This is a genomic window from Pseudomonas sp. OV546 (assembly GCF_900116845.1).
In the GTDB taxonomy this organism is placed as follows: Bacteria; Pseudomonadota; Gammaproteobacteria; order Pseudomonadales; family Pseudomonadaceae; genus Aquipseudomonas; species Aquipseudomonas petroselini.
This window is the reverse complement of the sequence record NZ_FPCE01000015.1, coordinates 63,464-89,271: the sequence shown is the minus strand read 5'-3', so window position 1 is coordinate 89,271 and position 25,808 is coordinate 63,464. Positions and strand designations below refer to the sequence as shown.

The 25,808-nt window shown below is 61.1% G+C and carries 23 protein-coding genes; 8 read left to right on the top strand and 15 right to left on the bottom strand.

Going from position 1 to position 25,808, the window contains the following annotated elements:
- The first annotated feature begins 78 nt into the window (after positions 1–78).
- Together BM403_RS26635 and BM403_RS26630 are read left to right on the top strand one after the other, a co-directional pair.
- On the top strand, positions 79–2,994 hold the full coding sequence (locus BM403_RS26635; protein ID WP_093545957.1) for an ATP-binding protein: 2,916 nt from the start codon (positions 79–81) through the stop codon (positions 2,992–2,994).
- Positions 2,994–3,641, top strand: coding sequence for a response regulator (locus tag BM403_RS26630; RefSeq protein WP_046035089.1), 648 nt, complete (start codon positions 2,994–2,996; stop codon positions 3,639–3,641). The genes BM403_RS26635 and BM403_RS26630 overlap by 1 nt, the downstream gene beginning before the upstream one ends.
- Here BM403_RS26630 and BM403_RS26625 read toward each other — a convergent pair whose 3' ends face one another.
- From BM403_RS26625 to BM403_RS26600, 6 genes are read right to left on the bottom strand one after another with little or no spacing between them, the layout of a single operon-like run.
- Entirely contained in the window at positions 3,642–4,130 is a 489-nt protein-coding gene (locus tag BM403_RS26625) for a fimbrial protein (RefSeq protein ID WP_046035088.1), read from the bottom strand. It abuts the gene before it with no gap.
- Positions 4,127–4,594 carry a fimbrial protein gene (locus tag BM403_RS26620; protein ID WP_046035087.1) on the bottom strand — a complete coding sequence of 156 codons (468 nt, stop codon included), beginning with the start codon at positions 4,592–4,594 and terminating at the stop codon, positions 4,127–4,129. The genes BM403_RS26625 and BM403_RS26620 overlap by 4 nt, the downstream gene beginning before the upstream one ends.
- Positions 4,595–4,604: 10 nt before the next feature.
- Positions 4,605–5,498, bottom strand: coding sequence for a fimbrial protein (locus BM403_RS26615; protein ID WP_244886029.1), 894 nt, complete (start codon positions 5,496–5,498; stop codon positions 4,605–4,607).
- A 2-nt stretch (positions 5,499–5,500) separates the two neighbouring features.
- On the bottom strand, positions 5,501–8,077 hold the full coding sequence (locus BM403_RS26610) for a fimbria/pilus outer membrane usher protein (RefSeq protein WP_052958863.1): 2,577 nt from the start codon (positions 8,075–8,077) through the stop codon (positions 5,501–5,503).
- Positions 8,078–8,107: 30 nt separating this feature from the next.
- Entirely contained in the window at positions 8,108–8,806 is a 699-nt protein-coding gene (locus BM403_RS26605; RefSeq protein WP_046035086.1) for a fimbrial biogenesis chaperone, read from the bottom strand.
- A 58-nt stretch (positions 8,807–8,864) separates the two neighbouring features.
- The gene (locus BM403_RS26600; protein WP_046035085.1) at positions 8,865–9,437 is read right to left on the bottom strand and encodes a fimbrial protein; all 573 of its coding nucleotides are present in this window, start codon (positions 9,435–9,437) and stop codon (positions 8,865–8,867) included.
- Between the two features lie 381 nt (positions 9,438–9,818).
- Here BM403_RS26600 and mqo point away from each other — a divergent pair, with 381 nt between their 5' ends.
- On the top strand, positions 9,819–11,465 hold the full coding sequence (gene mqo / locus BM403_RS26595) for a malate dehydrogenase (quinone) (protein ID WP_012722900.1): 1,647 nt from the start codon (positions 9,819–9,821) through the stop codon (positions 11,463–11,465).
- 85 nt (positions 11,466–11,550) lie between these two features.
- Here mqo and BM403_RS26590 read toward each other — a convergent pair whose 3' ends face one another.
- Positions 11,551–12,216: an NADPH-dependent F420 reductase gene (locus tag BM403_RS26590; protein WP_093545954.1), complete on the bottom strand. Its 666-nt coding sequence runs from the start codon at positions 12,214–12,216 to the stop codon at positions 11,551–11,553.
- Positions 12,217–12,316: 100 nt separating this feature from the next.
- Here BM403_RS26590 and BM403_RS26585 point away from each other — a divergent pair, with 100 nt between their 5' ends.
- Positions 12,317–13,213: a LysR family transcriptional regulator gene (locus tag BM403_RS26585; protein ID WP_012722902.1), complete on the top strand. Its 897-nt coding sequence runs from the start codon at positions 12,317–12,319 to the stop codon at positions 13,211–13,213.
- A gap of 176 nt (positions 13,214–13,389) precedes the next feature.
- Positions 13,390–13,719 carry a YXWGXW repeat-containing protein gene (locus tag BM403_RS26580; RefSeq protein ID WP_043204977.1) on the top strand — a complete coding sequence of 110 codons (330 nt, stop codon included), beginning with the start codon at positions 13,390–13,392 and terminating at the stop codon, positions 13,717–13,719.
- 7 nt (positions 13,720–13,726) lie between these two features.
- Here the strand turns inward: BM403_RS26580 and BM403_RS26575 are convergent, their stop codons facing one another.
- From BM403_RS26575 to BM403_RS26560, 4 genes are all read right to left on the bottom strand, one after another.
- Positions 13,727–14,101 carry a hypothetical protein gene (locus tag BM403_RS26575; RefSeq protein WP_046035083.1) on the bottom strand — a complete coding sequence of 125 codons (375 nt, stop codon included), beginning with the start codon at positions 14,099–14,101 and terminating at the stop codon, positions 13,727–13,729.
- A 200-nt stretch (positions 14,102–14,301) separates the two neighbouring features.
- Complete coding sequence (locus tag BM403_RS26570) at positions 14,302–14,559, bottom strand: AbrB/MazE/SpoVT family DNA-binding domain-containing protein (protein ID WP_043204978.1); 258 nt, start codon at positions 14,557–14,559, stop codon at positions 14,302–14,304.
- Positions 14,560–14,835: 276 nt separating this feature from the next.
- Positions 14,836–16,209 carry a nucleotide 5'-monophosphate nucleosidase PpnN gene (gene ppnN, locus BM403_RS26565; RefSeq protein WP_025856956.1) on the bottom strand — a complete coding sequence of 458 codons (1,374 nt, stop codon included), beginning with the start codon at positions 16,207–16,209 and terminating at the stop codon, positions 14,836–14,838.
- Positions 16,210–16,359: 150 nt separating this feature from the next.
- Positions 16,360–17,184, bottom strand: a complete 825-nt coding sequence (locus tag BM403_RS26560; RefSeq protein ID WP_012722907.1) for an aspartyl/asparaginyl beta-hydroxylase domain-containing protein — start codon at positions 17,182–17,184, stop codon at positions 16,360–16,362.
- 310 nt (positions 17,185–17,494) lie between these two features.
- On the opposite strand from BM403_RS26560, the gene fabV reads away from it, so the two are divergent.
- Positions 17,495–18,688, top strand: a complete 1,194-nt coding sequence (fabV, locus tag BM403_RS26555; RefSeq protein ID WP_012722908.1) for an enoyl-ACP reductase FabV — start codon at positions 17,495–17,497, stop codon at positions 18,686–18,688.
- A gap of 78 nt (positions 18,689–18,766) precedes the next feature.
- On the opposite strand, the gene BM403_RS26550 is transcribed toward fabV, so the two are convergent.
- Complete coding sequence (locus BM403_RS26550; RefSeq protein WP_256577224.1) at positions 18,767–19,996, bottom strand: CyaA/EF/ExoY family adenylyl cyclase toxin; 1,230 nt, start codon at positions 19,994–19,996, stop codon at positions 18,767–18,769.
- A 275-nt stretch (positions 19,997–20,271) separates the two neighbouring features.
- Positions 20,272–21,177, bottom strand: coding sequence for a LysR family transcriptional regulator (locus tag BM403_RS26545; protein ID WP_012722910.1), 906 nt, complete (start codon positions 21,175–21,177; stop codon positions 20,272–20,274).
- Positions 21,178–21,279: 102 nt separating this feature from the next.
- Here BM403_RS26545 and BM403_RS26540 point away from each other — a divergent pair, with 102 nt between their 5' ends.
- Positions 21,280–22,449, top strand: coding sequence for an aspartate aminotransferase family protein (locus tag BM403_RS26540; protein WP_093545948.1), 1,170 nt, complete (start codon positions 21,280–21,282; stop codon positions 22,447–22,449).
- A 122-nt stretch (positions 22,450–22,571) separates the two neighbouring features.
- On the opposite strand, the gene punR is transcribed toward BM403_RS26540, so the two are convergent.
- The gene (punR, locus tag BM403_RS26535; RefSeq protein ID WP_093545945.1) at positions 22,572–23,486 is read right to left on the bottom strand and encodes a DNA-binding transcriptional activator PunR; all 915 of its coding nucleotides are present in this window, start codon (positions 23,484–23,486) and stop codon (positions 22,572–22,574) included.
- A gap of 122 nt (positions 23,487–23,608) precedes the next feature.
- On the opposite strand from punR, the gene punC reads away from it, so the two are divergent.
- Positions 23,609–24,793, top strand: a complete 1,185-nt coding sequence (gene punC, locus BM403_RS26530) for a purine nucleoside transporter PunC (protein ID WP_046035080.1) — start codon at positions 23,609–23,611, stop codon at positions 24,791–24,793.
- A gap of 128 nt (positions 24,794–24,921) precedes the next feature.
- On the opposite strand, the gene BM403_RS26525 is transcribed toward punC, so the two are convergent.
- A complete protein-coding gene (locus BM403_RS26525; RefSeq protein WP_093545942.1) occupies positions 24,922–25,755 on the bottom strand; it encodes a nucleoside-binding protein in 834 nt (277 codons plus the stop codon).
- Positions 25,756–25,808 lie beyond the last annotated feature (53 nt).

Here is a 25,808-nt window from a genome sequence, read left to right as displayed (position 1 = left end):
GTTCGCCGGGCGTTATTGGCCAATGCCGGGATCACGCATAGGCTCCACGTCCTGATTCAGGCTTCTGCGGTACTGACGATGAAACATGCAAGCTTGCGCCTGGATAAACTCGCGCAAAGTTCCCAGCGCCTGAACAAAGCCCTGTTGTTGCTCACCGGGCTCGCCTTGTTGCTGTCCAGCAGTTGCTACTGGGCGGTGTCGCGGTTGCTCGATGCCGAACAGGAAAAAGTCGAGTTTCACTTCGCCCGCGTGGTGGAAATCATCCATGAGCATGAGGCGTTCCTGCGCAACGTTGCGGTCGGCTATAGCCGCAGCAATGCGCCGCCACTGCCGGTGGTGCAATCCACCCAGGTCGTGCAATTGCAGCACGACGCCGGGCAGGTCGTGGTGCAGGCCAAGGGCTTCGCGCTGTCGTTGCCGTTCACGTTGTCTTACGGTGCGGATTTCACGGCGGATGACACGCGCCGCGCGCTGGCGTTTGGTGTGCAATTGACCGACTACTACGGCGGCTATTGGGCCAGCTCGTTCTACGCCTCACCGCAGCTGTTCGTGTTTACCCCCAATGACGTCGCCAGCCTGGCCGTCCCTGGCATCGGCGGCCTGCGCCAGCATCAGCCGTTGTTGCGCGAGCGCTACCGCGACGTGGTGAGCCGTTTGCACCAGTTGCAGCAGAGCCAAAACCTGTTGCTCACTGACAGGCGCGTGCGCTGGATGCGCGCACCCTTGCAGCTGTATCCAAACACCCGCAGCCTCGTCGCGATGATCGGCCTCGATGCGCCCGCCGCCGTATTGCCGGCCAACCAACCTCAGGGCCTGCTGACGTTAGCGGCGGTTGTCGATACGTCTCAGGTCGATGAGTTCGAGCGGGTGCTGCAACTGTCGGTCTACAACCAGTTCACGCTGATCTCGCCTCAGGGCGATGTATTGCTCGGCAGCCTTGGCGATGAACACTTGGCGCCGCTTGGGCTGAGCTTTAACAGCCAGGGTCTGCGCTTCAAGATGATCAGTGAGGGCGGCGAGCACTGGACCGGCTTGTACGCCATCAGCTACCAGGATTTCCTGCGCTACGCCAAATGGCCGCTGCTGGGCCTGGGTCTTACATTTCTGGCGGCGGTGCTGCTGGGCTGGTGGATCAACCATTGGTACAAGACCCGTATCGTCAGCCCGGCCCAGCGTGCCCAAGAGCGTCTGTTCGAGAGCGAAGCGTTCAACCGCATCATGTTGCACAACGCCCCGGCCGGCCTGTGCGTGGTGCGGCGCAGCGACTGCCAATTGCTGCTGGAAAACCAGCGTGCCCTGCAGCTGGGCGGCACCGCGCCGTTGGTGGACGTACTCCGCGCCAATAACGGCCCGGACACCCCCGGCGAGATGTGCCTGGCCTTACAGGGGCGCTACCTGCAGGTGGTGGTGGTTGCCGCGCGCTACGAGGGCGAAGACGTGTTTCTGTGCGGCTGCAACGACATCACCCGGCATGTGGACGAAGCTCTGCTGCTCGACCAGGCGCGTCAGGAAGCCACCGCCGCCAACGAAGCCAAGACCGTGTTCCTGGCCACCATGAGTCACGAAATCCGCACACCGCTGTATGGCGTGCTCGGCAACCTGGAACTGATGGCCCTGACCGCCATGAGCGAGCGCCAGCGCCAGTACCTGGAAATCATCCAGGGCTCTTCCACCGTGCTGTTCCAACTGATCAGCAATATTCTGGACGTGTCGAAGATCGAGTCCGGGCAAATGGCCGTGGAGGCGGCGCCCTTCAACCCGCAGCAATTGGTCGAGGAGGCGGTGCTGGGCTTTACCGCCACGGCGCGCAACAAGGGCTTGCAGATTGATGCGGAGATCGACCCCCAAGTGCCCTGCCAATTGCTCGGCGACGCGGGGCGTATCCGGCAGATCCTGCACAACCTGCTGGGCAATGCGATCAAGTTCACTGAGTCGGGGCGCGTGCGTTTGCGGTTGACCGTACAGGCGCTGCTCGCGGATGAAGTCGCCCTGCAATGGCAGGTCACCGACACCGGTGTGGGCATTCCGGAAAAGGCCCTGGACCAGTTATTCAAGCCGTTCTACCAAGTGGCCAACGGCCAGGATGGCAACGGCGCAGGCCTGGGCTTGTCGATCTGCTCGCGCCTGAGCGAGCTGATGGGCGGTAGCATGCGCGTGGTCAGTGAGCCTGGGCTGGGCAGCAGCTTTTCGCTGTTCATCACCTTGCCGATTGTTGACAGCGCCCCTTCAGTGGCCAGCCCTGAGTTTGCATCGCCGTGTCTTGACGCGCCGTGCTTGAACGTACGGGTGCTGGTGGCCGAAGACAACCCGGTCAGCCAAGCCGTGCTGCAGGAACAGCTCGAAGCCCTCGGCGCCCAAGCCACCGTGGCGCGCGACGGTGAACACGCCCTGCAAATCTGGGGCTCGCAGCCGTTCGACCTGGTGATCACCGACATCAACATGCCGCGCCTCAACGGCTACGACTTGGCCCGCGCCCTGCGTGAACAGGGCGTGCAGGTGCCGATTATCGGCGTCACCGCCAACGCCCTGCGCGAGGAGGGCGAGCGTTGCTTGGCGGTGGGCATGAACGCCTGGGTGGTCAAACCGTTGAGCATGAGCATGCTGCGCCAGGCCTTGATGGCGCACTGTCGCCGCGCAAATGCCTTGACGGTGCCCCCGTCAGACCGCGACCGCGACGGCTGGATCGAGTTGTCCCCGGCCATGCGCCAATTGATGGGCGACACCTTGCTGGCGGACGTGCAGCACATCGAGCAGGGCCTGGCCGTCGGCGATTCCGAGCGGGTGCGCCAGCGCCTGCACAGCCTCAACGGTGCGCTGGCCAGTGTGCGCGCCGGGGTTTTATCCGGTGCGTGTCAGGCATGGGAAAACGCGCTGTACGAAGCCCCTCTCGATAATCACGCCGCCACGCAGATCCGCGGGTTGTGCGCGCGGCTGACGGCGGTGGCGCAGTGCTTGCTTGCAGAACTTTCTGCCCAGAACAAGGAAGCTGAATAATGCGAGACATGAACGTTGTGATCGCCGACGACCACCCGATCGTACTGGTGGGCGTGCGCGAGATTGTGCAGCGCGATTCACGTTATCGCCTGGTGGGCGAGGCCGTCAGTTCCAGCCAGTTGATCGAGCTGTTGCGCGCGCATCGGCCGCAAGTGCTGATCACGGATTTCAACATGCCGGGTGATGACACCTACGGCGATGGCCTGAAACTGATCGAGTACATCCTGCGCCACTTTCCCGACACCCAGGTGCTGGTGCTGACCATGATTTCCAACAGCCTGATTCTTACCCGCTTGCAGGAACTGGGCGTGGCCGGCGTGATCCAGAAAAACCACCTGCACGACGAAATCGAAAAAGCCCTGGGCGCCATCAGTGCCCAGCGCAATTACCAGGCGCCTATGCCTGCGGCGACGTCGGTGGTGGGCAATGCGTACCAGGTGCAGGAGCGCTTCCAGAGCCTGTCGCCGCGGGAAATGGAGGTGCTGCGTTTATTTGTGACGGGCATGAGCGTCAGCGATATCGCGCGGCAACTGAGCCGCAGCAACAAGACCGTCAGCGCGCAGAAAATCTCCGCCATGCGCAAGCTGGACGTGGACAGTGACCAGGCGTTGCTGACCTATTGCATCGAGGCGCGGCAGTTCCAGTAGTCAGCGGTAGGTGATTTGCATCAACAGCATTGCGCTGTAGCTGCCCGCGGCGGGCAGTTCACCCACGGACACGGGCTTGACGCGCAGGGTCAGTTCCAGCGGTCCGTCGGTTACCGGCCAGGTGCCGGTTTCCCCCAGGCTGAAATCAGCCTTCACGCCTTTATTCAACAAGCCAAGCTGCAAGCCCAGGGCCGGGCGGCTGGTGAGCAGGGTGTGGCTGTCAACGCTGCCCACGCCCGCCGTGAGGGTTAGGCTGACTTGGCTGTTGGGCTGGCAATCGAACACCAGCGGCACGTCGGTGACGCCGGCACTGGCGTCGGCCAACTGGTTGAGGTTCACGTTGCCCAGGTCCACCTGTTGCGTACTGGGAAAACGCGCTGAGCAAGGGGGCGCGATCAGCTTGCCGGTGACGTCGATCTGCGCGTCATCCGCCGATTGCGCGAGGGCGGTGCCGGCCACCGCCAGCAGTATCCAGGTGAGCGCTTTCATAGGTAATTGAGGGTCATGACCATCGACGAGGTAAATGCGCCAGGCACTAGCGTGCCGCGCTCCACCAGCTTGGCCTTGAGGCTGATATCCACGGTGCCGCTGAGGTTGCTGTACGTCTTGGTGGTGCCGTTGAGGCTCGCCGCCGTGTCGTCCGCCCACAGCAACGAGACGCCGAGGTTGTCGGCGGTGGTCTTGGCCACGGTGGCGGTGTAGGTGCCGTTGTTGGCGGTGAAGCTGACGTTCAGCGATGAACCTGCCGGGCACGTCATGCGTACTGGCAACGCGACGGTTTCGGTGGCCGCCACTTGGTCGGTGCGCACATTGCCGAACGCAGCGGTGAGAGTGGTGCCGGTGTTCAGCACACAGGGTGGGCGGGTGAGGGTGCCGCTGACGGTGATATTGACCGTGTCGGCGGCCTGGGCGGTGGCGCTGAGCAGCGCCAGAGCGAACAGCGAAGTTTTCATGGCAAGGGCCTCAGCGGTAATCGATAGTCAGGGTGTATTGGCTCTGGAAGGCCCCGGTGGGCGACTGGCCGGCGACCGGTTGCGGTTTGAAACTGAGATTGACGTTGTTGCTGCCGGTCTTCAGTTGCAGGTTGCGCACGCCGCTGAAGTCCACCGGGTTGTAGGAGTCGGTCCAGATCGCCTGCATGTTCAGGCCGGCCAGCGTGGTGCGCGATACCCCGGTGGTGGCGCTGACCACTGCCTGGCTCGGCCTCAGGGTGGCCGTGGCTTGCACGGCGGTCGCACACGTGACCGACACCGTGGTGGATTGCACTTGGCTGCTGAGGTCGGCGTTGCTGATAGTGCCGAAGTGCAGGTTGACGGCACTGGGCGAGCTCAGCGTGCACGCCGGCGTGTAGACGGTGTACATAAAAGGCATATCCAGGAACCACTCGGCCCATGCCAGGTAGTTAAGGGAGGTCACGCCAATGCGTACCTGCACATTGCGCGTGCCGGTGGTTCTGGGCGCGGTGCCCACCAGGTTGTAGCGGTAGCGCACCACCGTGTTGATGGGCAATCGCTGGCACGTACCCCCCAGGCAGATACCACTGAATTGGCCAATATCCAGTAGCGGCATAACGGTCCAGCTGGAGGGGTCTACAAACTGCAGGGCGGCATGGTTGTAGCCGGTTCCGTAGGTGATGCTGGTGTTCACGCCTGCGGCATAGGGAAAGGCACGGCGAATCGTGCATGTGCCGCTGTACTCGATATTGATCGCTTCGCCCGGCTGGAAACGGTAGCCATAGGTCGGGTAGCCCGGCGTTCCGCACTCGACGTTGCCGCCGATCAGCGCCTGCGCCTGGAACGACAGGCAGCAAAGCACGCCGGCCCACAGCGCCAGCGTCATGCGCTTGCGTATGTTCATGATCACGAATCCTTGGCGCCCGGCTCACCGGCCGCGCGCTCACATTGAATGTTCAATTGAGTAATCCCACCCTCGGCAGGACCGTCGTCTTGCAGTTTCAATTCGCGGCTGCACCACGGTTGCCCGTCCACGCTGATCAACAGGCGTGCCTCGGGCGGCACGCCGGTCAGGAACGCGCGGCCCTTGTCCGCCACCAGGGTGTTGCCCAGCGAACGGCCGTCTGCCGCGAAGAGTTCGGCGCGGGCGGCAAAGGGCGCGGCTTCGCCTTGGGTGTCGCGGATGCGGAACAGAATGCGTTTGCCGCGCCGGGTGTCGAAGTCCGCCAGCACGAAGGCGCCGCGATTGGGCGTGACGTCCTGCACCGGTTCGGCGATGTCGACGTCGGTGGACATCGACTGGGTGTCCAGCGACACACGGTTCTTGCGATAGGGCAGGGCGGACGGCACCACCGTGTAGCCATTGGCATTGGTGCGCACCCCGCGCTTGTTGGTGACCGCCACGTCGGCGGCCCCCGGCGTGGCGACGATCACATTGGTTTCGCCCAGCGGCTGGCTGAACATCAGGTTGCTGCCGTACGCCACCACCGAACCTTCCACGCCCAGGTCCAGTTGGCGGTTGCCGGTGGACTCGTTGTAGGCGCCGCGCACAATCGCGCTCGGCGCGTCGTACTGGGCGGCGAACGTGCCGCCCGCCTGGCGTTGGGCGCCGTTGACTTGCTGTGACACACCCGCGCTGTAGGCCAGGGTGTCGTCTTCAAATGCGTTGCCGCTGAGGGTCGCGGTGCGTGACGCCGCGCCGCGCGCGCTCTGGTTCATGTTGGCGGTGACCCGCTGGTTGCGCGTACCGCCCAGGGGCATGCTGATGCTCAGGGACAGGCTGCGATCGTGACTGTCGGCGCCTTTGTTCAGGCCCAGCCCGAGGGAGTAGGAAATGCTCCCGGAACTCACGCTGTAACCCAACTGGATCGAGGTGTCGGCCTGGCCCTTGTCCCAATACGCGGTTTTCGACACGTTGGCGTACACCCCGCCGTAGCCGCCCAGTTGTTGGGACACGTTGGCGGTGAAGTTGCTTTTCATATGGCCGCTGCGGTACGTGTCCAGGGTTTGCCCGGCGTTGCGGCTGTTGAGCGCCTCGTTGAACGAGTAGTAGCCGCCGGTGGAGTAGCGGTAGCCGATCAGGCTGAAATTGGTGTCGGTGGCCGCCAGGGATTTGGAATAGCGAAAGCGGAACGACTGGCCGCTGGCGCTGGTTTTTTCATGGCCCATGGCGTCGCTGCGGGCGTGGGTCACGTCCACTGAAATCGCGCCGAAGCCGGCGAAATCGTGGGCGAAACCCAGCAGGCCGGCGTTGTATTGATCACTGAGCAGGCTGGCGCCGAACAGCGTGGTACTGCCGCTCAAGCCTCGGCGTAGCGAGGCCTGGATGAAGGTCGGGGTCTCTTGCACAAACGCTGACTGCGCCGGGCGGTATTGGCCGGCGAAGACGGAGTAGCTCTGTTGCCCCTCGCGCAGCATGTAGGGCACCGACGAAAACGACTGGGTGTAGACCTGGCGCTGGCCGTCCGGGCCTTCCACCGTGACCTCGATGTCGCCGTTGCTGGCGGTGGGATAAAGATCGGTCAAGGCAAATGGCCCTGAGGGCACCCATTGCTCATGGATCACGTAGCCGCGCTGGCGGATGATCACCCGCGAGCGGCCATTGGCGATGCCGCGAACCACCGGCGCGAATTCACGGGATTGGTCGGGCAGCATGTCCAGGTCCGAGGCGATGCCCAGGCCGCGATAGGGAATCGCGTCGAACAGGTCGCCTTCGGTGGTGGCGTCGCCCAGCGTGGCAATCGCCATCATGTTGCCCATGTCCCGCTGGGCGTAGGTTTCCATCGACTCCCAGCGCCCGGCGTCGCCCGTGCCTTTCTGCCAGGTCGAGAAATTGCGCAGGCGCCAGGCCCCGGCATTGATGCCGCTGCGCAGGCTGCCGAACTGGTTCTGGCGGCGGCCGCTGTCGGACTCTGCCGTGCTGCCGCTGAAGCTGTAGTTGGTGAACGCCACGTTCTCACCGTCGCTCCACTGTCGACGGCGCACCTCAAACGGAATGCTGCCCAGGTACGCTTGGGGAATCTCGATCGACAGCAATTGGTGGTTGAAGTCGTAGTCGTAGACCACCCCGGCCAGGCCCTGGTCGAAGGCAATGCAGGTGGTGTCGGCGTCGCTTCTGTTGTGCAGGGCGGTGTCGGCCACTCCCTGGGCGCGGAAAAACTCGACATCCAGGCACGGAAACAGCCCGGTGGCCGAGCGGTCCGCGGTGCCGGTGGCGCGTACGAAATGCACATCGCGTTGCTCGACCGCGTGCTGGTTGACCCGCACATCCACCCGATAAATACCCGGCAACTGGCCTTCGCTCATGGCGCTGACTTGTTGTTTTACCGCCGCCGAACTCTGCCCGCCGCCGATCTCGAGGAACGACGCATCGAACTCGTAGCCGGCGTGTGCGGGGGCCAAGTGCAAGGCCACGGCCGCCGCGAGCGGGCAGCCGAAAGCCTTCACGGCGCGACGGCGCGTGAATCGGAATGAACGGGGCATGGGCGTTCCTGGTGGGGGCGTGCGCGTGTATCAGTGAATGCGGATAAGAGGGGCGGTCACGATGCTGCCGTAGTCGTCGATATAGCTGAGCGACACTTCATCGCCAGCCTTGGCCTGGATCGGTAGTTCGCGCTGTTCCCCGGGGCGCAGCACATCCGGCGCCTGGGTGATCGGCAGGCCGTTGAGCGTGAGTTCGCTGACCACCACGTGAAGCTTGGAGCCGTTATTGAAATGCAATGCCCCCGCCTTGGACGTCCAGCCCACCTGGGCCACCGCGTCCTTGAGCGAGCCTTTGACGCCGGCCGGGCGGTAGAACAGCTTGATGGTGGTCTTGAGGGCAATCTGCAGTACGTTCTTGCCTTTCTGGTCGTCGCTCATGGCCGGGATTGCCTTGACGTTCATCAGGAACAGGCTTTCGCGGTCTTGGGGCACATCGGTGCCGCCGGTGAAAATGACGCGCAGGATGTTTTCCTTGTTGGCATCCAGTCGGAACAGCGGCGGGGTGACGATAAAGCTGTCGACGCTTTCTTCATTGCCGCCGCCAAAGCGGCTGACCCAGGACTGCACCAGGTAGGGCGAGGTGTCTTCGCGATTGCTGACCGTGAGGTTGGCTTCGCTGGAAGCGCCGTCGTAGATCAGCCGCGTGGCGCCGACCGTGACGGCGGCGTTGGCTGCCGCGCTGTGCCAGAGCGGGAACAGGGCCAGCAAAAAGTACACTTTAAAACGCATGATGAGTGACCTTTGGAAGTCCGTGGGACGGCGGACGGCCCACGGTATTGACGAGCAATTACTTGTAGGTAACGTCGAAGCTGGCCAGGGCGTGCACCTGACCGGTGCCGATACCGGACGTGGTCTTGGCGGTATCGCCTTCGCCGGTGGTCGTGTCGGCGACGGTGCGCACGTAGGCGGCGGTAAAGTCGAAGGTGTTGGACTGCGCACGCAGGTCGTAGTCGGCGGTCGGCGTGTTCAGTGGCAGCTTGTTACCGTTACGGGCGTCGGCGATCTGGATCGCGATACCGCGCACCTGGTTTTCACCGGTCAGGCCGAGCAGGGTCGAATCGGTGGCGTCCTGCTGACCGCTGAAGGTAATGGCGGCGTTCTTGCGGGTCGCGGTGCTGCAGTTGTCCAGGCTGATGGAGAACGCTTTGGGCTTGGCGGTGGAACCCACGGTGGGCGCGAAGTCGGCGATGCGTACCGCGTCCAGGGTCACGGATTTATTCACGTCGCCCGTGGTGATGGTGCAGGCGTTATCGGTGACGGAACCGGTGAACTCGATCTGCCCATCGGCCGCGTGTGCGGTGCCGGCCAGCAGCCAGCAAGCGCCGCAGGCGAGGGTGAGTTGGCTCAGTTTGTTCAGCATTGCAATGCCCCTTTAGAGAGATGGATGGTTGTCTGCTCACGCTTGAGTGAGCCAATCCATGGTGCATTGCGGCGGTTGTGAGGCACATGAGACGGATCTTAAAAAAATGGCGAAGTAGTGGCGCCATTCGACCGGCGAGCCCATATCCGGCGCTGGCCGTGATATTCTGCGCGCCATCTTGGTCTGGTCGTTCTCTGGTACGTACATCCGTATACGTCCCGGCGGTTGGCTGTCGCCCAGGTAGCTGAAGCCAATAATGATAAGAAGTCAGCGCAGAAGGGACATAAAAGTGAGGTCGATACATCGGCCTTGTGTGCTCACCCTGCGGCCTTGAGAGTCAGGGGCGGTGGGGCGGATGGCGTTTTATCATAGGTGCTACTGATGTTTAAAAAAGTAAACACTGCCCTGCTGGGGCTGGCTTTGTCGCTGGGGATTACGTCCGTTCAAGCGGAAGAGGCAAAGAAAGTCGATGTGCTGCTGATCGGCGGCGGCATCATGAGTGCGACCCTGGGTGTATGGCTCAATGAGCTGGAACCGAGCTGGTCGATGGAAATGGTCGAGCGCCTCGATGGCGTGGCCGAAGAAAGCTCCAACGGCTGGAACAACGCCGGTACCGGTCACTCGGCCCTGGCTGAGCTGAACTACACCCCGGAAGACAAGAACGGCAACGTTGAGATCCCGAAAGCGGTCGAGATCAACGAAGCGTTCCAGATCTCCCGTCAGTTCTGGTCCTGGCAGGTCCAGCAGGGCGTGCTGAAGAACCCGCGTTCGTTCATCAACTCCACACCGCACATGAGCTTTGTGTGGGGCGATGACAACATCAAGTTCCTGAAAAAACGCTACGAAGCCCTGCAAGCGAGCCCGCTGTTCGCCGGCATGCAGTACTCCGAAGACCCGGCGCAGATCGCCAAGTGGGTTCCGCTGATGATGGAAGGGCGTGACCCGAACCAGAAAATCGCGGCCACCTGGAGCCCGCTGGGGACCGACATGAACTTCGGCGAGATCACCCGCCAGTTCGTCGCTCACCTGCAAACCACCCCTAAGTTCGACCTGAAACTGTCGAGCGAAGTGCAGGACATCACCAAGAACGCCGACGGTTCGTGGCGTGTCAGCTACAAAAACCTCAAAGACGGCACCAAGACTGAAACCGATGCCAAGTTCGTGTTCATCGGCGCCGGTGGCGGTGCACTGCACTTGCTGCAAAAGTCGGGCATTCCTGAAGCCAAGGAATACGCAGGCTTCCCTGTGGGCGGCTCGTTCCTGGTGACCGATAACCCAACCGTCGCCGAGCAGCACCTGGCCAAGGCCTACGGTAAGGCGTCGGTTGGCGCGCCTCCGATGTCGGTTCCGCACCTGGACACCCGCGTACTGGATGGCAAGCGCGTTATTCTGTTTGGCCCATTCGCGACCTTCTCGACCAAGTTCCTGAAAGAAGGCTCGTACCTGGACTTGCTGACCAGCACCACCACCCACAACATCTGGCCAATGACCAAAGTCGGTATTCGTGAATACCCACTGGTCGAGTACCTCGCCGGCCAACTGATGCTGTCGGATGACGACCGCTTCAAGGCGCTGCAAGAGTACTTCCCGAACGCCAAGCAATCCGACTGGCGCCTGTGGCAGGCCGGTCAGCGCGTGCAGATCATCAAGCGTGACGAAGAGCAGGGCGGCGTCCTGAAACTCGGCACCGAAGTGGTCAGCTCCGCCGACAACACCATCGCCGGCCTGTTGGGTGCATCGCCAGGCGCGTCCACCGCGGCTCCGATCATGCTGACCGTGCTGCAGAAAGTGTTCAAGGACAAGGTAGCGACCCCTGAGTGGCAGTCCAAGCTGCACCAGATCGTACCGAGCTACGGCACCAAGCTGAACGACAGCCCTGAGGCCGTTGCCAAGGAATGGGCCTACACCGCCAATATCCTGCAACTGCCAACACCGCCTGTGATTCCGCAAAAGGCCGCTGTGAAGGCGCCTGAGGCTGCCAAGCCTGCGGCTGAGCCGAGCAAGCCGGCATCTGACCTGGCGTTGTAAGGCGCTGGCGAGGTTCTGAGATCAGGATCTCACCGGTCACGAAAAAACCGCTGAACCGGTAACGGTCAGCGGTTTTTTTGTGTTTTTAAATACGGGAGCGCTCGACAGGCGGCAGTTCAACCGTACGCTCGGCGGCCGCCAGCGCTGCCTTCAAACCCGCTTGGTCCAGCGGGACGCAATACGCAGGCTTGCCCCGTTCCAGCCGCCAGCTTTCATCCAGGCCTCCGGCGTCCACGGCGTCGAAACCCAGTTCGTCGAGTAACGTGATGACCTGTGCCTTCGCTGCCGTGTCGTCCGCGGCCACCGGTAATGCTCGACGCTCGGGTGCGCCATGTGGGCGGGCGTCCTGCGTCAGGTCGGGGGCGAAGATTGCATTGAATACTTTCACCACGTGCGAATGGGGCAAATGCTCGGCAAGCAGTCGGCTGGTGGTGGTTTCAAAGCGATCCAGGGCCGGGATATGCCCGTCGCGGTCCGGGTAGTAATTATTGGCGTCCATCACGGTCTTGCCCTCAAGCCATTGCGCCGGGACGCTGCGGTAATGTTCCAAGGGGATTGCCACGAGCACCACGTCGCCGAATTTGGCGGCGTCTTCGGCGCTGCCCACTTGCACGCCGAGTATGCCGCTGACCACGCTGCTCATGGTGTGTGGGCCGCGGGAGTTGCTCAACATCACCTCATGCCCGGCCGCCAGTGCCAGTTGGGCCACGGCGCGCCCGATAAAACCTGCTCCAATAACACCGATCTTCATCGCCTTGCTCCTGTTGAAAGGGGGGAGTCGCTATGATGATTGGCAACTGTTTGGCGATAAATGATCGCTCTGGCGTGGCTGTTATTACTGGGAGTTGGGAATGATGGACCGTCTATCCAGCATGAGTGCCTTCGTGATGGCCGCTGAACTGGGCTCCTACGCCCGCGCCGCCGAGCGTTTGAACCTGTCACCGCAGATGGTGGCTAAGCATGTCAGTGCGTTGGAGCAACGCCTCGGCGCGCGCTTGCTCAACCGCACCACGCGTCGCCAAAGCCTGACGGAGTTGGGTAGCGCGTACTACGAGCGCTGCAAACACATCCTGACGGAGGCCGAGGCCGCCGATTCCCTGGCGCAGATCATGAATGACACCCCGCGTGGCAAGCTGAAAATTACTGCCCCGGTGACCTTCGGTTCCTACAGCCTGATGCCATTGATTACCGAATTTCTGCGTGATAACCCCGAGGTGGAAATCGACCTGCACCTGACAGATCGTTTCGTCGACCTGGTGGACGAGGGCTATGAAGCGGCATTTCGCATCGGTCCCTTGGCTACTAACAGCCTGACGGCTCGGCCTCTGGCACCTTATCGCTTGGTCGTCTGCGCCTCGCCTGCGTACCTGGCGGCGCGTGGTACGCCGCAGGTGCCGGCCGACCTTATGCATCACGAATGCCTGGGCTACGCCTTCTGGTCGCGCCCGGCAGATCGTGAATGGGTGCTTTACCAAGGCCCGACACCTTACCGCGTGCAGGTTGCCAGCCGACTGCAAATCAACGAAAGCAGGGCGTTGATGTCGGCTGCGCTGGAGGGCTTCGGTATTGTCCTGGGGCCCGAAGACTTCCTGCGCCCGGCGCTGTTGAGGGGCGAGTTGGTGCAAGTGCTGGCGAACTTCGAGGCCCCGAGCCGGCCGATGCATTTGCTCTACACCGCAAATCGCCAGCGCACTGCCAAGTTGCGACGGTTTGTGGAGGCGGTGCTGGAGCGTTTCGGGCCCGCTTGAGTGGGCCAATGCTGACGGTGCCTTTCATCTGCGCTCCTGAGTGCAACGCCCTCAGGTTCAGCAACCCGACAGACATTACCTGTTAAAAAAGATCCATGGCCGATCAGGAGAGCGGCTGCAACAAGGGGGCATTTTTTGCAGTGTAAGTGGTGGGCGTCAGCGCCCGAGGGGTTTGTATGTGGCTACGTTATGCAGCATTGGCGGCCATGGTCGTCGCGGCATCCGGGTGTGTGCAAGAGCGCGTCGTGCATGAGCGCAGGCCGGTGCAACGGGAGTATGTAGAAGTCGTCGCGCCGCAACCGCCGCCGGTGCAGGTGATCGAAGTCGAGCCACCGGTGCGCTACGGCTACATATGGTCACGCGGTTACTGGCGCTGGGAAGGCGGGCGCTATGTCGCGGTGCACGGCCATTGGGAGCCGGTGCGCGAGGGCTATCGCTATGTGCATCCGCATTGGGTGCAGCGTAATGATGGGTACCACTGGCAGGGTGGCGGTTGGGTTCGCTGAGTCTCGGCTAAATCGGCTTCTGGGTGCCCAGGAGTCGAACCTCCCGCAGCAGCGCGGCACCGAGCTGATCGGTGCCCAGTTCCCTGTAGCCCACTGCCTTGACCTCGCCGTTCTCCTCCGCCTGGATGAGGATCACCGGGGTTTCCTTGCCGGTGGTTTCGTCGATGTGCAGGGCGTACTGCGGAATATCCAGCTTGATCGGCGTGCCGGCGGCCTTGCCTTTTACATTGATCAGGAACGCCGCACAGCCAGCGTCGACGTCCGTGCTGGTGGCAGAGCGACCACTGACAAAGCAGGTTTCCGGCAGGTCGGGCCAGGCGATGGTGTCTGCCTGGGCGAGGGTGGGGGCGATGGCCAGCGCTGCGAGTAGAAACGTGCGCACGTAGTCTTTCTCTCGATCAAGGTGATAAGCCGCTTTTTACCAAAGCCCGCTCGCTGTCGCAACGCTGTGGTTCAGGCCAGCCGCTTCATGCCCGTTGTCTTGATCGCGTTGAGGTCGAAGGTGGCCGTGTACTCGCAACCGGCGGCGAACGGGATCATCCTGGGTGACGTAGCGTACCAGCACATTGGTATCCAGCCCGATCATCCGGCGTTTGCTCCCTGCGCTGCGATGGCCTGGTTCATCTGTTCGATGGAGACGGCCTTGGCAGGTTTGCGGATCAGCCCCTTGAGGTCCTGAACCGTCTTGCTCGCGGCAATGATGGAAAACTGTCCGTTTTCCATTTCGACAAATTCAACCCGGTCTCCTGTTTCCAGGCCGAGGGCAGTCCTGACTTGGACTGGAATGGTGATTTGACCTTTCGAGGTCAGGGTGGCGGTTGCCATAGTGAAGTGCTCCATCGTGATATTCCTTACCCTGGGGTAAGGAATGACAGAGCACAATATCCGTTGGTCCATAGGTCGCTCATTGGGTGTGGGTGAGTTGGAACAGGTAAAACACTAGTCCCAACTGTCCTTGCTCGCCCCCCTTCCACCGGGTTTAAAGCGATACAAACCATGACCAACCGCCACCCCATTATCCGCCTTCCCTGCACGCCATTGTCGAGCCCGCCGGCGACGTGATCGCAGTCAAAGTCGGCAAGACTTCGTGCTGTGCAGGGTCGGTTGAGCGCTAATTCATTGAACCACGCGGTAGCACGGCACATAGGCCGCGCCGCCCGGCAACTTCATGCGGTGCTGAGCGACGAAGGCCTGTAGCAGTTCGTCCAGCGGTTTCATGATGGCCGGGTCACCGTGGATTTCATACGGGCCGTTCTGCTCGATCAGGCGAATGCCCTTGTCCTTCACGTTACCCGCCACGATCCCCGAGAACGCACGGCGCAGGTTGGCGGCCAGTTCGTGCGGCGGCAGTGCGTGGCTCAACTGCAGGCTGGCCATGTTCTCGTGGGTCGGGTCGAACGGGCGCTGGAAGCCTTCGTCGATCTTCAGCAGCCAGTTGAAGTGGAAGGCGTCGTTGCGCTCGCGGCGGAACTGCTTCACCGCCTTGAGCCCCGCGGTCATCTGGCGCGCCACTTCGGCCGGGTCATCAATGATGATCTGGTAGTGCGCTTGCGCTGCTTCACCCAGGGTGGCGCCGACGAAGGCGTGCAGCTGTTGCAGGTAGGGCGCGGCGTGTTTCGGTCCGGTGAGGATGACCGGGAACGGCAGGTCGCGGTTATCCGGGTGCATCAGGATGCCCAGCAGGTACAGGAACTCTTCTGCCGTACCGGCGCCGCCGGGGAAGATGATGATGCCATGGCCGACGCGCACGAAGGCTTCCAGGCGTTTCTCGATATCCGGCAGGATAACCAGCTCATTGACGATCGGGTTCGGCGCTTCGGCGGCAATGATGCCCGGCTCGGTCAGGCCCAGGTAGCGCCCGCCGGTAATGCGTTGCTTGGCGTGGGAAATGGTCGCGCCCTTCATCGGGCCTTTCATCACGCCAGGGCCGCAGCCGGTGCACACATCCAGGCTGCGCAGCCCCAGTTCGTGGCCGACTTTCTTGGTGTACTTGTATTCTTCGGTATTGATCGAGTGCCCGCCCCAGCACACCACGATCTTCGGCTCGACACCGGGGCGCAGCGTACGAGCGTTGCGCAGCAGGTGGAACACGTAGTCGGTGATGCCCTGGGAATTGCTCAGGTCGATACGCTGGCTGTCCAGCTCGTTCTCGGTGTAGACGATGTCACGCAGGGCGCTGAAGAGCATTTCGCGGGTGCTGGCGATCATTTCGCCGTCGACGAAGGCATCGGCGGGGGCGTTCAACAGCTCCAGGCGCACGCCGCGGTCCTGCTGGTGGATGCGCACTTCAAAGTCTTTATAAGCGTCGAGGATGGTCTTGGCGTTGTCGATATGCGCGCCCGTGTTGAGAATGGCCAGGGCGCACTGGCGGAACAGGGTGTAGATGCTGCCGGTACCGGCTTCGCTCAGTTGCTGCACTTCACGTTGGGACAGGGTTTCGAGGCTGCCCTTGGGGCTGACGGAGGCGTTGATGACTTGACGTTGGGGCATTCTGATTCCTTGAAAGCGCAGCCACCGCACCCGCGAGGGGCTGCGATGGCTTGAGAATGATGGGCGCCGAATTCGGACGCACGAGACGGTTATTTAACTCAGGCGCAAGGCCGAGTGCAAACACCGTCCAGCACCATCATGCCGCAGAACTCACTGAATCAGCTTCCAGTTTTTGTAGAAAACCCGACGCAGGGTAAAGGCCATGCCGGCAAACCCAGCGATCACGGCGTTAAGAACCCGGGGTACCGGGGTCGGCCGCACGATATCGATAAACAGACAGTAACGCTTGGCATCGTTTTTGTTGAAAGACGCATGCATCAACGTGTCATCGAAGATGAACAGCGGGTCGTCGTGCCAGTAATGCTTGTGCTTGCCCACCTGGATGTAGACGCCCTCGTGATGGGGCGCCGGGGCCATGTTGTAGAGCACGCGGAACATCATGCGCAGGGGGCCGAAGTGAAACGAGGTCGAGCGGTTCTCATTGAACACCGACACACCAATGGTTTTCACGAACGGGAGTTTTTTGCGCAGTTGCGGAATGTCCAGGGTGGTCTCGATGGGGTGGCCATACCACTGGAAAAACAGCATGCCGCGCTTCTTCTCGGCCATGCGTTCGTCCAGGTAGCCGATGATTTCGTCCTTGTGGGCCATGGCGTCATCGATCACCCGTTGCAGGTCTTCTCGCCAGGCGGGTGGCAGGTCCTGCATCGTGTAGACATGGCGGTTATGCGAGCTCACCAGGTCGAATAGGGTATTGAACGGCGCCAGCAGCCAGGTGTTGCGGCCACTGCCGATAAAGTATTTCTTGATCGTGGGCGCGTCATACAGGCCATTGCGCAGGAAGTCGTAGATACCGCAGACCACCACCAGGCCGAGAAAGACCAGGGTGGTCTCGGGGAACACATCAATGATCAGCAACACGCCGAGTACCCAGGCGACCGATACCGCTTTTTTACGCAAGGCAGGCATATTCATGTAACTCAGCTCCAGCAGGACGCCATTCGACAGGTCCGGATCCGTGGCCGCGAGTGGTTAGGTTTTGAAACATGTTGAAACAACTACCGCATAATAAGGCGTTCTGCGCGGGATTGGCGTTTTAAATAGTGCGAAATTGTGAAGGCCTTACACGGTTTTTAACCCCTCGATGCGTTGATTGGATTGGATTTTGTAAACGGAAGATTTACGACTATCGTGACGCTTCGGTTTTTCGGACGTCATAGACCGGTACGATTGAAGTTGAGTGGCCACCACTGGCCTTCGACACCTTGGAAGAGGCAGAAATTTTATGATCATCAAACCGCGGGTTCGTGGCTTTATCTGTGTGACCGCTCACCCTGTTGGCTGTGAAGCGAACGTCAAGGAACAGATCGACTACGTGACTCAACACGGCGTCATCGAAGGTGGCCCGAAAAAGGTGCTGGTCCTCGGTGCTTCCACCGGTTACGGCCTGGCCGCGCGCATCAGTGCCGCGTTTGGCTGCGGTGCCGACACCCTGGGCGTGTTTTTTGAGAAAGAAGGCGAAGAAGGCAAGTTGAGCTCCGCCGGCTGGTACAACAGCGCTGCGTTCGAGAAGTTTGCCGTCGAAAAAGGCCTGTACGCCAAGAGCATCAACGGCGACGCGTTCTCCGACGAGATCAAGCGCCTGACCATCGAAACCATCAAGAAAGACCTGGGCAAGATCGACCTGGTCGTCTACAGCCTGGCCGCGCCACGCCGTACCGACCCACAAGGCGTGGTGCACACCTCCACCCTCAAGCCGATCGGCAAGGCCGTGACCCTGCGCGGTATCAACACCGACAAAGGCGTTGTGGTCGACACCACCCTTGAGCCGGCTACCCAGGAAGAAATCGACGGCACCGTGAAAGTCATGGGTGGTGAAGACTGGCAGCTGTGGATCGACGCCCTGCGTGACGCCGACGTCCTCGCCGAAGGCGCCAAGACCACCGCGTTCACCTACCTCGGTGAAAAGCTGACCCAGGACATCTACTGGAACGGCTCCATCGGCGAAGCCAAGAAAGACCTCGACAAGAAAGTCCTGACCCTGCGCGACAACCTCGCTGCACTCAAGGGCGACGCCCGTGTGTCGGTGCTCAAGGCGGTGGTCACCCAGGCCAGCTCGGCCATCCCGATCATGCCGCTGTACCTGTCGCTGCTGTTCAAAGTGATGAAAGAGCAGGGCACTCACGAAGGTTGCATCGAGCAGGTCTACGGCCTGTTCAAGGACAGCCTGTACGGCAGCGAGCCTAAACTCGACGCCGACGGCCGCCTGCGTGCCGACCTGGCCGAGCTGGAACCGAAAGTCCAGGACGCCGTGGCGGCGCTGTGGAACCAGGTCACCGACGACAACGTCAACGAGATCAGTGATTTCGCCGGTTACAAGGCGGAGTTCCTGCGTTTGTTCGGCTTTGAAATCGACGGCGTGGACTACGACGCTGACGTGAATCCTACCGTGAAGATCAACGGTCTGATCTCGGCATAAATGCGGGCCCGACAGCAGCCTCGATAACCCTGTTATCAGGCTGCTGTTTTTGTGTGCGCCAGGCGTTCAACCTTGACGCTAGGCTGACGCCAGCCGCTCTTGTGCATGGGTAAAGCCGGTGCGCTTGATACTGACCACTTCGCTCTCCCAGAGCGGATTCAGCGGCACGTGATAACCACTGTCTTTGGCTGTTCTGATCAGTTCCGCCATTTCTTTGCTGTCGTTGATGATGCAGATTTCGTCGAAACGCCCCAATTTGGTGGGCAAGAAGAAAGTCGCCGGATAGTTGGCGCTCACATCTGTTACGTAGCTGCCGGAGTCTGCATTGTGGTGTACCACCCGCTCTTCACTGGGGGGAGTCACCAGCCGGTCATTGATCAGTCTGATCATTTGCTCTATTCGCGGTGTGGCATTGCCCAGATCGGGATTTTCCTTTTGATAGAAATGTTCGGCGCTTTCATAGTCTGCGCGTAACGCTTCCGGCACCAGGAAAGCCCTGGGGTCTGGTTGTTGCTGTCTGTAGTGATCGACACGTGTGGTGAAAACACTGTGTGCAATATCGGGTACTGGAAGCCTGTCCTGGGGGCCCAGGTCGCTGATGTGGGGCGCCACCATGTGCAGGTCATAGTCGGCCGTAATTGCGTCTTTTCCTACGTGTTTCGCCAGGACATCAACCGGCTTGCCCTGATGGCTAATGAAATAACTGTCTTCTAAAGGCGATGTGCGTCTACCTTCGAAGGCGTACAGATGCTGACTTGGCCCTTGGGCAGTGAAACTCAGTGTGCCGCCGTGCTCTTTCGTTGCCAGCTCATTGATCAGGCCGAGTTTCATCAATTCGTCGAGACGGCTGCGCGGGACCTTCAGGGGGGTCGCAACTGCATGCCCGTCGCTGATGCACGCCTGGATTTGCTTATTCGCGTTGGTCACTTTTTCGGGGGCATCGTCCTTGAACTTTTCAAGCTTGCTGAAAGCCTGGTCAGTACAGATCAGTCCGGCTTGCGGTCCCCAGTTGGCGCTTTTTCCCTTGATATGAAAGTCCTTGGTGGGATGGCCCGCTTCGATCAACCCGGTTGCGACGTTTTCTACTGGGCGTATGCCGATGATGGAGTTGGTCTGCGCCGCGACTTTCTGTAACGGAAGAAGGTGGCTCGAGACTATTCCTGTGTTTTCTCTTGCGCGCTCAAATGCGGCGATTACCGGATCATTCGTCTCTTGGGTGGCGTCGTTCGGTTGATCAGCTGAGGAGCGCTGTAACGTGTTCAAGCTGAGCGCGGAAGGTGAAATAGCGGGGGTGAGTAAGTTTGTCATTGAATGTCTCCAAGGCATGGTTTACCGATACGTCGGATGATTTCGTCCTGACCGAAGCATTCCTTCGGTTACGCAGGAAACACTAGAGAAGTCTCTGTTTGCCTGGGAGGGAAATGTATGACTGGTTGTATGAGACAAAGTTGGAGAAAGAACGCTCAAGGTCGAATACGCGGGGGAGGTTAGGTTTGTTGTGTGCACATCGGAAATTTATCAGAACAGTCCTACGCGCATTGACTCGTGGCGATGTCACCGATGTAGCGATTGCCACACGGTCTCTAGCGCGCCCATTTCTCCATGGCGAAATCCACAAAGGCGCGTAGCTTGGGCAGGCGATAACGGTCCTGGCCGTAGAGCAGGTGCATGGGGCGGCTGGGCAGTTTATAGGTGGTCAGCAAGGCCACCAACTTGCCGCTCTCCAGGTCCGGTTGCACCAGGGCATCGGCCAGCATGATGATGCCCATGCCGTTTACGGCCGCCTGGCGCAAGCCTTGCGAGCTGTTGATGGTCAATGAGCCGGACACCGGAACCTCCAGCTCGCCTCCATCACCGGTCATGCGCCACAGTTTTTCGGTATCGCGCCAGTTGTCATTCGCCGGGTAGGCGAACGCCAGGCAGTCGTGCTGCTGCAGTTCTGCTGGGCTCGAAGGCGTGCCGCGTCGCGCCAGGTAGGCTGGCGACGCGCAGAGGGTGAGGGTGTAGTCCTGCATGGGCCTGGCGATCAGGCTGGAGGTTTCCAGTTCGCCAAGACGGATGGCCACGTCGAAGCCGCTGTCGACCAAGTCCATCCGCTCATTACTTAGCACCACATACAGGTTGATCTGCGGGTAGCGCCGGGAAAATTCGCTCAAGGCCGGTGTAAGGCGTTCGGTGCCGAACACGGGGGGCGCAGTGATCCGCAGGGTGCCTTTGGGGATGTCGCTGTGGGCTTGCTCGGCAAGCTGCTCGGAGTCGGCCACCAGCCCCAGCACCTCAAGGCAGCGCTGGTAATACTGCCCGCCAAATTCCGTGAGGCTTTGCTTGCGCGTGGTGCGCTTGAGCAGGCTGACGCCCAATCGTTGCTCCAAGGCGCGCAGGTGGTTGCCGACCATGGTCGTGGACATGCCGCAGGCTTGGGCTGCCGCCGTCATGCTGCCGGCCTCGACCACTTTCACGTACACCGACATTGCCTGGAACAGGTCCATTATCAAGCCCTGATTTAAAGTCATTGCAGGAATGCGCAGTTTATCCAGCTCAGGTGGTTAACGATACTGCTCCCATCACTACGATGCACTGGAGCCCGCACCATGACTGCCGCCTGCCTGATGACCACGTACCAACCCTTGGCCCTGAGTTTTACCCGTGGCCTGGGCACGCGCCTGTGGGACCAGCAAGGTCGCGAATACCTGGATGCGGTGGCCGGCGTGGCGGTGACCAATGTCGGTCATTCGCACCCCAGGCTGGTGACGGCGATCAGCGAGCAGGCGGGTTTGCTGTTGCATACCTCCAACCTCTACAGCATCGATTGGCAACAACGGCTGGCCCAGCGCCTGGCCCAGCTGTCCGGCCTGGACCGCGCTTTCTTCAACAATTCCGGTGCCGAAGCCAACGAAACAGCGCTGAAACTGGCGCGGCTGCATGGCTGGAAAAAGGGCATCGAAGCGCCGCTGGTCGTTGTGATGGAAAACGCCTTTCATGGCCGCACACTGGGCACGATGGCCGCGAGCGATGGGCCATCGGTGCGCCTGGGCTTCCAGCGTTTGCCGGGGGATTTTCTCAAGGTGTGCTTTGGTGATATCGCCGCGATAGAAGCCATCACACAAGCATTTGGCACGCGTATCGCGGCGGTGCTGTTGGAGCCGATCCAAGGCGAAAGTGGCGTACTGCCGGCGCCGCCGGGCTATCTGCAAGCCGTGCGTGATCACTGCACGCGCCACGGTTGGCTGATGATGCTCGACGAAATCCAGACCGGCATCGGCCGCACCGGCGCCTGGTTTGCCTTCCAGCATGAAGGCATCGTCCCGGACGTGATGACCCTGGCCAAAGGCCTCGGCAACGGTGTACCGATCGGCGCCTGCCTGGCCCGCGCCGCCGTGGCTCAGTTATTTACACCGGGCAGCCACGGCAGCACCTTCGGCGGCAACCCGTTGGCGTGTCGGGTCGGGTGCACCGTGCTGGACATCATCGAAGAACAAGGCTTGCTGCAGAACGCGGCGCAGCAGGGTGAGCGCTTGCTGGCGCGGTTGCGGGTGGAGTTGAGTGAGCACCCGCAGGTGCTGGCGATTCGGGGGCAGGGGTTGATGATCGGTATCGAGCTGGCGAACCCCTATCGTGACCTGGCCCAGCGTGCCGCACAGGAGCACGGTTTGCTGATCAACGTCACGCGGGGCAAGGTCATTCGCCTGCTGCCACCGCTGACCCTGGATGCCAAGGAAGTCGAGATGATCGTGCGCGCCATCACCCGTCTATTGGATTGAAATGACGTCCACCCTGTGGGAGCGGGCTTGCCCGCGATAGCGGTGTATCAGTCGAAATATTGGCAAACTGACACTCCGCCATCGCGGGCAAGCGCGCTCCCACAGGGGGATCTCCATGATTGTCAGGGATCGTTTCCGTTCAGCCACTCCTGGTTCATCGTCTCGGTATCCCCCAAATACTCCAGCAACCACGCCATGGCCGGCGACAGCTTGCTCTGCGCCCAGGCCACACACGACGGGCTGGCCGGAAACGGCCGGCTCAGCTGCAGCGCCACCAGTTCACCGCGTTCGATCCACGGCAACACCTGATGCGCGGGGGCCATGCCGACACACAGGCCGTCACGCAGGCAATCGATGGCCGAGGACCAATTGGGCACCACCAGCCGCCGCTGGTTATCCAGGGTCCAGGTGTCGCGCTTGGGCAGGTTGCGCGAGGTGTCGGTCATGCACAGTGACGCGAAAGGGCGCAGTTGATCGTCACTCAGCAACCCGTCGATGCTCGCCAGTGGGTGCCGCGCGCTGACCACGCACAGCCAGTTCAACAAGCCCATATCGCGAAAGGTAAAGTGACTGGCCACCGGCACCGCGCTGGTGGCGCCGATCACAATATCGGTGCGCTCGTCTGCCAGGGCATCCCATACACCGTTGTACACCTCGTACTCCAGCAGCAATTCCACCTCGGGAAACTGTCGATAGAAATCCAGCACCAGTTGCCGACAACGCTGAGGTTTGACGATGGAATCCACCGCGACCTTCAACTGGCCACTCCAGCCATTCGCCACTTGCTGGCACAAACGCCGCGTGCCGAGCATTTTTTTCATCACGCTACGGGCTTCGTCGATAAACAGCCGACCTGCGGGCGTCAGCTCTACGTCGCGGTGTCGGCGCACAAACAACGGCACTGCCAACCATTCCTCAAGCTGACGCACGGTATAGCTGATAGCGGACGGCACACGGTGCAATTCCTGGGCGGCGGCGCTGAAGCTGCCATGGCGCGCCACGGCGTCGACCACGTCCAGGGAGTATTCGGACCACATGGCGAGTGCCTTCAAAAATATTGATAAGAGTGTCCAATTATTATCGCTTCACACACATACTGTCAGCTTCATAATGGGCGCCAGTCAGCAAATAGTTTGATGGCAGGTTAAGCAAGGCTTCAATGAAAAATTCTTTTGGTTTCACCTGGTACCTGGCGGGGCTGAGCATGCTCGGTTACCTGGCCATGGACATGTACTTACCGGCGTTCGGCGCCATGGGCGAGCACCTGCACATTGGCGCGGGCGCGGTAGGCGCCAGCTTGAGTATTTTCCTCGCCGGCTTTGCACTGGGCCAACTGGTGTGGGGGCCGTTGTCCGACCGCCTGGGGCGCAAACCGGTGCTGCTCGCCGGCCTGAGCCTGTTTGTGCTGGGCTGCGCGGGGATGTTCTGGGTCGAGACGACGCCGCAACTGCTGGCGCTGCGCTTTATGCAGGCAATTGGCGTGTGCGCCGCCGCCGTAAGCTGGCAGGCTTTGGTCATCGACCGCTACCCGGCCGACAAGGCGCACCGTGTGTTCGCCAGCATCATGCCACTGATGTCATTGTCGCCAGCGCTGGCGCCGTTGTTGGGTGCAATGGTACTGAACCACTTCGGTTGGCAGGCGATCTTCGGTGTATTGCTGGGCGTGTCGCTGCTGTTACTGCTGCCGACGTTGTTCCTGCGTACGCCGCCGAAACCTCGGGCGCAGGAGGGCGCACCTTCGCGCCTGGGCTATGGCCAGTTGTTCACCTCGCGCGTGTTTACCGGCAACGTCATGATCTTCGCCGCGTGCTCTGCCAGCTTTTTCGCGTGGTTGACGGCGTCCCCCTTCATCCTCGGTGGCATGGGCTACAGCCCGAATGACATTGGCCTGAGCTACGTGCTGCCGACCTTGGCGTTTCTGGTCGGTGGCTACAGTTGCCGCAGCGCCCTGCAGCACGTTCAGGGCAAGACGCTGCTGCCCTGGTTGCTGCTGGCGTACTGCATCAGCATGGTGGCGTTATACCTGGTCGCCACGTTGACGGTACCGACCCTCACTACCTTGCTGATTCCGTTCTGCCTGATGGCGCTGTGCAACGGCGCGAGTTACCCCATCGTGGTGGCGAATGCGCTGATGCCCTTTGCGGAAAATTCCGGCAAGGCGGCAGCCCTGCAAAACACCCTGCAACTGGGGCTGTGCTTTCTCGCGAGCCTGATAGTGTCGTGGATGATCGATGAGCCGCTGCTGATTACGGTGATCGTGATGTTGGCGACCGCGCCGTTGGCGGTGTTGGGTTACTGGCTGGCGCGGCCCAAAAAGGGTAATTCGGCACTGGCACAAGCCTGAAGTGACAATCCGATCCAAGTGTGGGAGCTGGCTTGCCTGCGATGCAGGCGACTCGATGTGTCAGTTGCACCGGGGCGATGCCATCGCAGGCAAGCCAGCTCCCACACTTGATTGGATTCCTTCAGGTATTAGAAGGTGACCTCAAGGTTCACCGTCGGCGTTGAGGTGCGGCTACCCCGGCCGCCATCCACGCCGAACTTGTTATGCCAGTACTCGTAACCCACCCCCAGGTACAGGTTCGGCTTGACGCTTTTGCCCGGTCGCACCGCCACCATCAGCGCGGTGCGCATCAGGGCTTCCGGCGCGGTGTCGCGGCCGTGGTAGTCCTCGCCTTTTTCGCCGACGTAATTGATAAAACCCTGGAATTTCGCCGCGTGGTTGGCGATTTCGAACGGGCGCATCCACGTCAGGTTGAGCAGGTAGGTGTCGTCGAAGGTGTGGTTCGACTCTTTTGCACCGGGGATGCCGGTGTGGTTACTTTCCTTGTAGTACATCAGGCTCAGGTCCAGCACGCCGACGGTGTTGAACTTCAAGGTCGGGCCGATCACCAGCGCACGCTTCTTGGCTGAGGCGAAGTTGTTGTTGCGGTTGGCATCGAAGCCCAGGGTCAGCGCGTAATCCTTGATCAGCCCGGTGCCCAGCGGCACGTCGAATACCCGCGACGCATACAACTGGTGGCGATACACCGCGTACACCTCACTCCCACCATGATCGGTGCCCTTGCGCGGGTCGCGGCTGTCGGACAGGAACACATCAAGGTTGAGGAAATTGCTGCCGTACCGGTAGCCGCTGGCGTGGGTAAAGCTGTAGATGCGCTTGCTGAACTCGTCGGGGTTATTCGGGTTGGTGAATTGCTGGCCGTAGCGAAATCCTACGCTGTTGTTCATCCATTCCACCGCGACGGCCTCCCCACCGCCGAGGAGCGTGAGTGCAACGGTGGCGCCCTGTAATGCCTTTTTCATTGTTCTAGGTCCTTTGGCGTTCTGGCTCATCTCGGCCGAATTGTTTTTGTAAC

Coding starts and splice junctions, on each gene's coding strand:
- BM403_RS26630 (WP_046035089.1), top strand. CDS start 2,994: ATGCGAGACATGAACGTTGTGATCGCCGACGACCACCCGATCGTACTG.
- BM403_RS26620 (WP_046035087.1), bottom strand. CDS start 4,594: ATGAAAACTTCGCTGTTCGCTCTGGCGCTGCTCAGCGCCACCGCCCAG.
- fabV (WP_012722908.1), top strand. CDS start 17,495: ATGATCATCAAACCGCGGGTTCGTGGCTTTATCTGTGTGACCGCTCAC.
- BM403_RS26610 (WP_052958863.1), bottom strand. CDS start 8,077: ATGCCCCGTTCATTCCGATTCACGCGCCGTCGCGCCGTGAAGGCTTTC.
- punR (WP_093545945.1), bottom strand. CDS start 23,486: ATGTGGTCCGAATACTCCCTGGACGTGGTCGACGCCGTGGCGCGCCAT.
- BM403_RS26635 (WP_093545957.1), top strand. CDS start 79: ATGAAACATGCAAGCTTGCGCCTGGATAAACTCGCGCAAAGTTCCCAG.
- BM403_RS26590 (WP_093545954.1), bottom strand. CDS start 12,216: ATGAAGATCGGTGTTATTGGAGCAGGTTTTATCGGGCGCGCCGTGGCC.
- BM403_RS26560 (WP_012722907.1), bottom strand. CDS start 17,184: ATGAATATGCCTGCCTTGCGTAAAAAAGCGGTATCGGTCGCCTGGGTA.
- BM403_RS26585 (WP_012722902.1), top strand. CDS start 12,317: ATGATGGACCGTCTATCCAGCATGAGTGCCTTCGTGATGGCCGCTGAA.
- BM403_RS26605 (WP_046035086.1), bottom strand. CDS start 8,806: ATGCGTTTTAAAGTGTACTTTTTGCTGGCCCTGTTCCCGCTCTGGCAC.
- BM403_RS26550 (WP_256577224.1), bottom strand. CDS start 19,996: ATGACAAACTTACTCACCCCCGCTATTTCACCTTCCGCGCTCAGCTTG.
- mqo (WP_012722900.1), top strand. CDS start 9,819: ATGTTTAAAAAAGTAAACACTGCCCTGCTGGGGCTGGCTTTGTCGCTG.
- BM403_RS26615 (WP_244886029.1), bottom strand. CDS start 5,498: ATGAACATACGCAAGCGCATGACGCTGGCGCTGTGGGCCGGCGTGCTT.
- ppnN (WP_025856956.1), bottom strand. CDS start 16,209: ATGCCCCAACGTCAAGTCATCAACGCCTCCGTCAGCCCCAAGGGCAGC.
- BM403_RS26545 (WP_012722910.1), bottom strand. CDS start 21,177: ATGGACCTGTTCCAGGCAATGTCGGTGTACGTGAAAGTGGTCGAGGCC.
- BM403_RS26525 (WP_093545942.1), bottom strand. CDS start 25,755: ATGAAAAAGGCATTACAGGGCGCCACCGTTGCACTCACGCTCCTCGGC.
- BM403_RS26570 (WP_043204978.1), bottom strand. CDS start 14,559: ATGGAGCACTTCACTATGGCAACCGCCACCCTGACCTCGAAAGGTCAA.
- BM403_RS26625 (WP_046035088.1), bottom strand. CDS start 4,130: ATGAAAGCGCTCACCTGGATACTGCTGGCGGTGGCCGGCACCGCCCTC.
- BM403_RS26600 (WP_046035085.1), bottom strand. CDS start 9,437: ATGCTGAACAAACTGAGCCAACTCACCCTCGCCTGCGGCGCTTGCTGG.
- BM403_RS26540 (WP_093545948.1), top strand. CDS start 21,280: ATGACTGCCGCCTGCCTGATGACCACGTACCAACCCTTGGCCCTGAGT.
- BM403_RS26580 (WP_043204977.1), top strand. CDS start 13,390: ATGTGGCTACGTTATGCAGCATTGGCGGCCATGGTCGTCGCGGCATCC.
- punC (WP_046035080.1), top strand. CDS start 23,609: ATGAAAAATTCTTTTGGTTTCACCTGGTACCTGGCGGGGCTGAGCATG.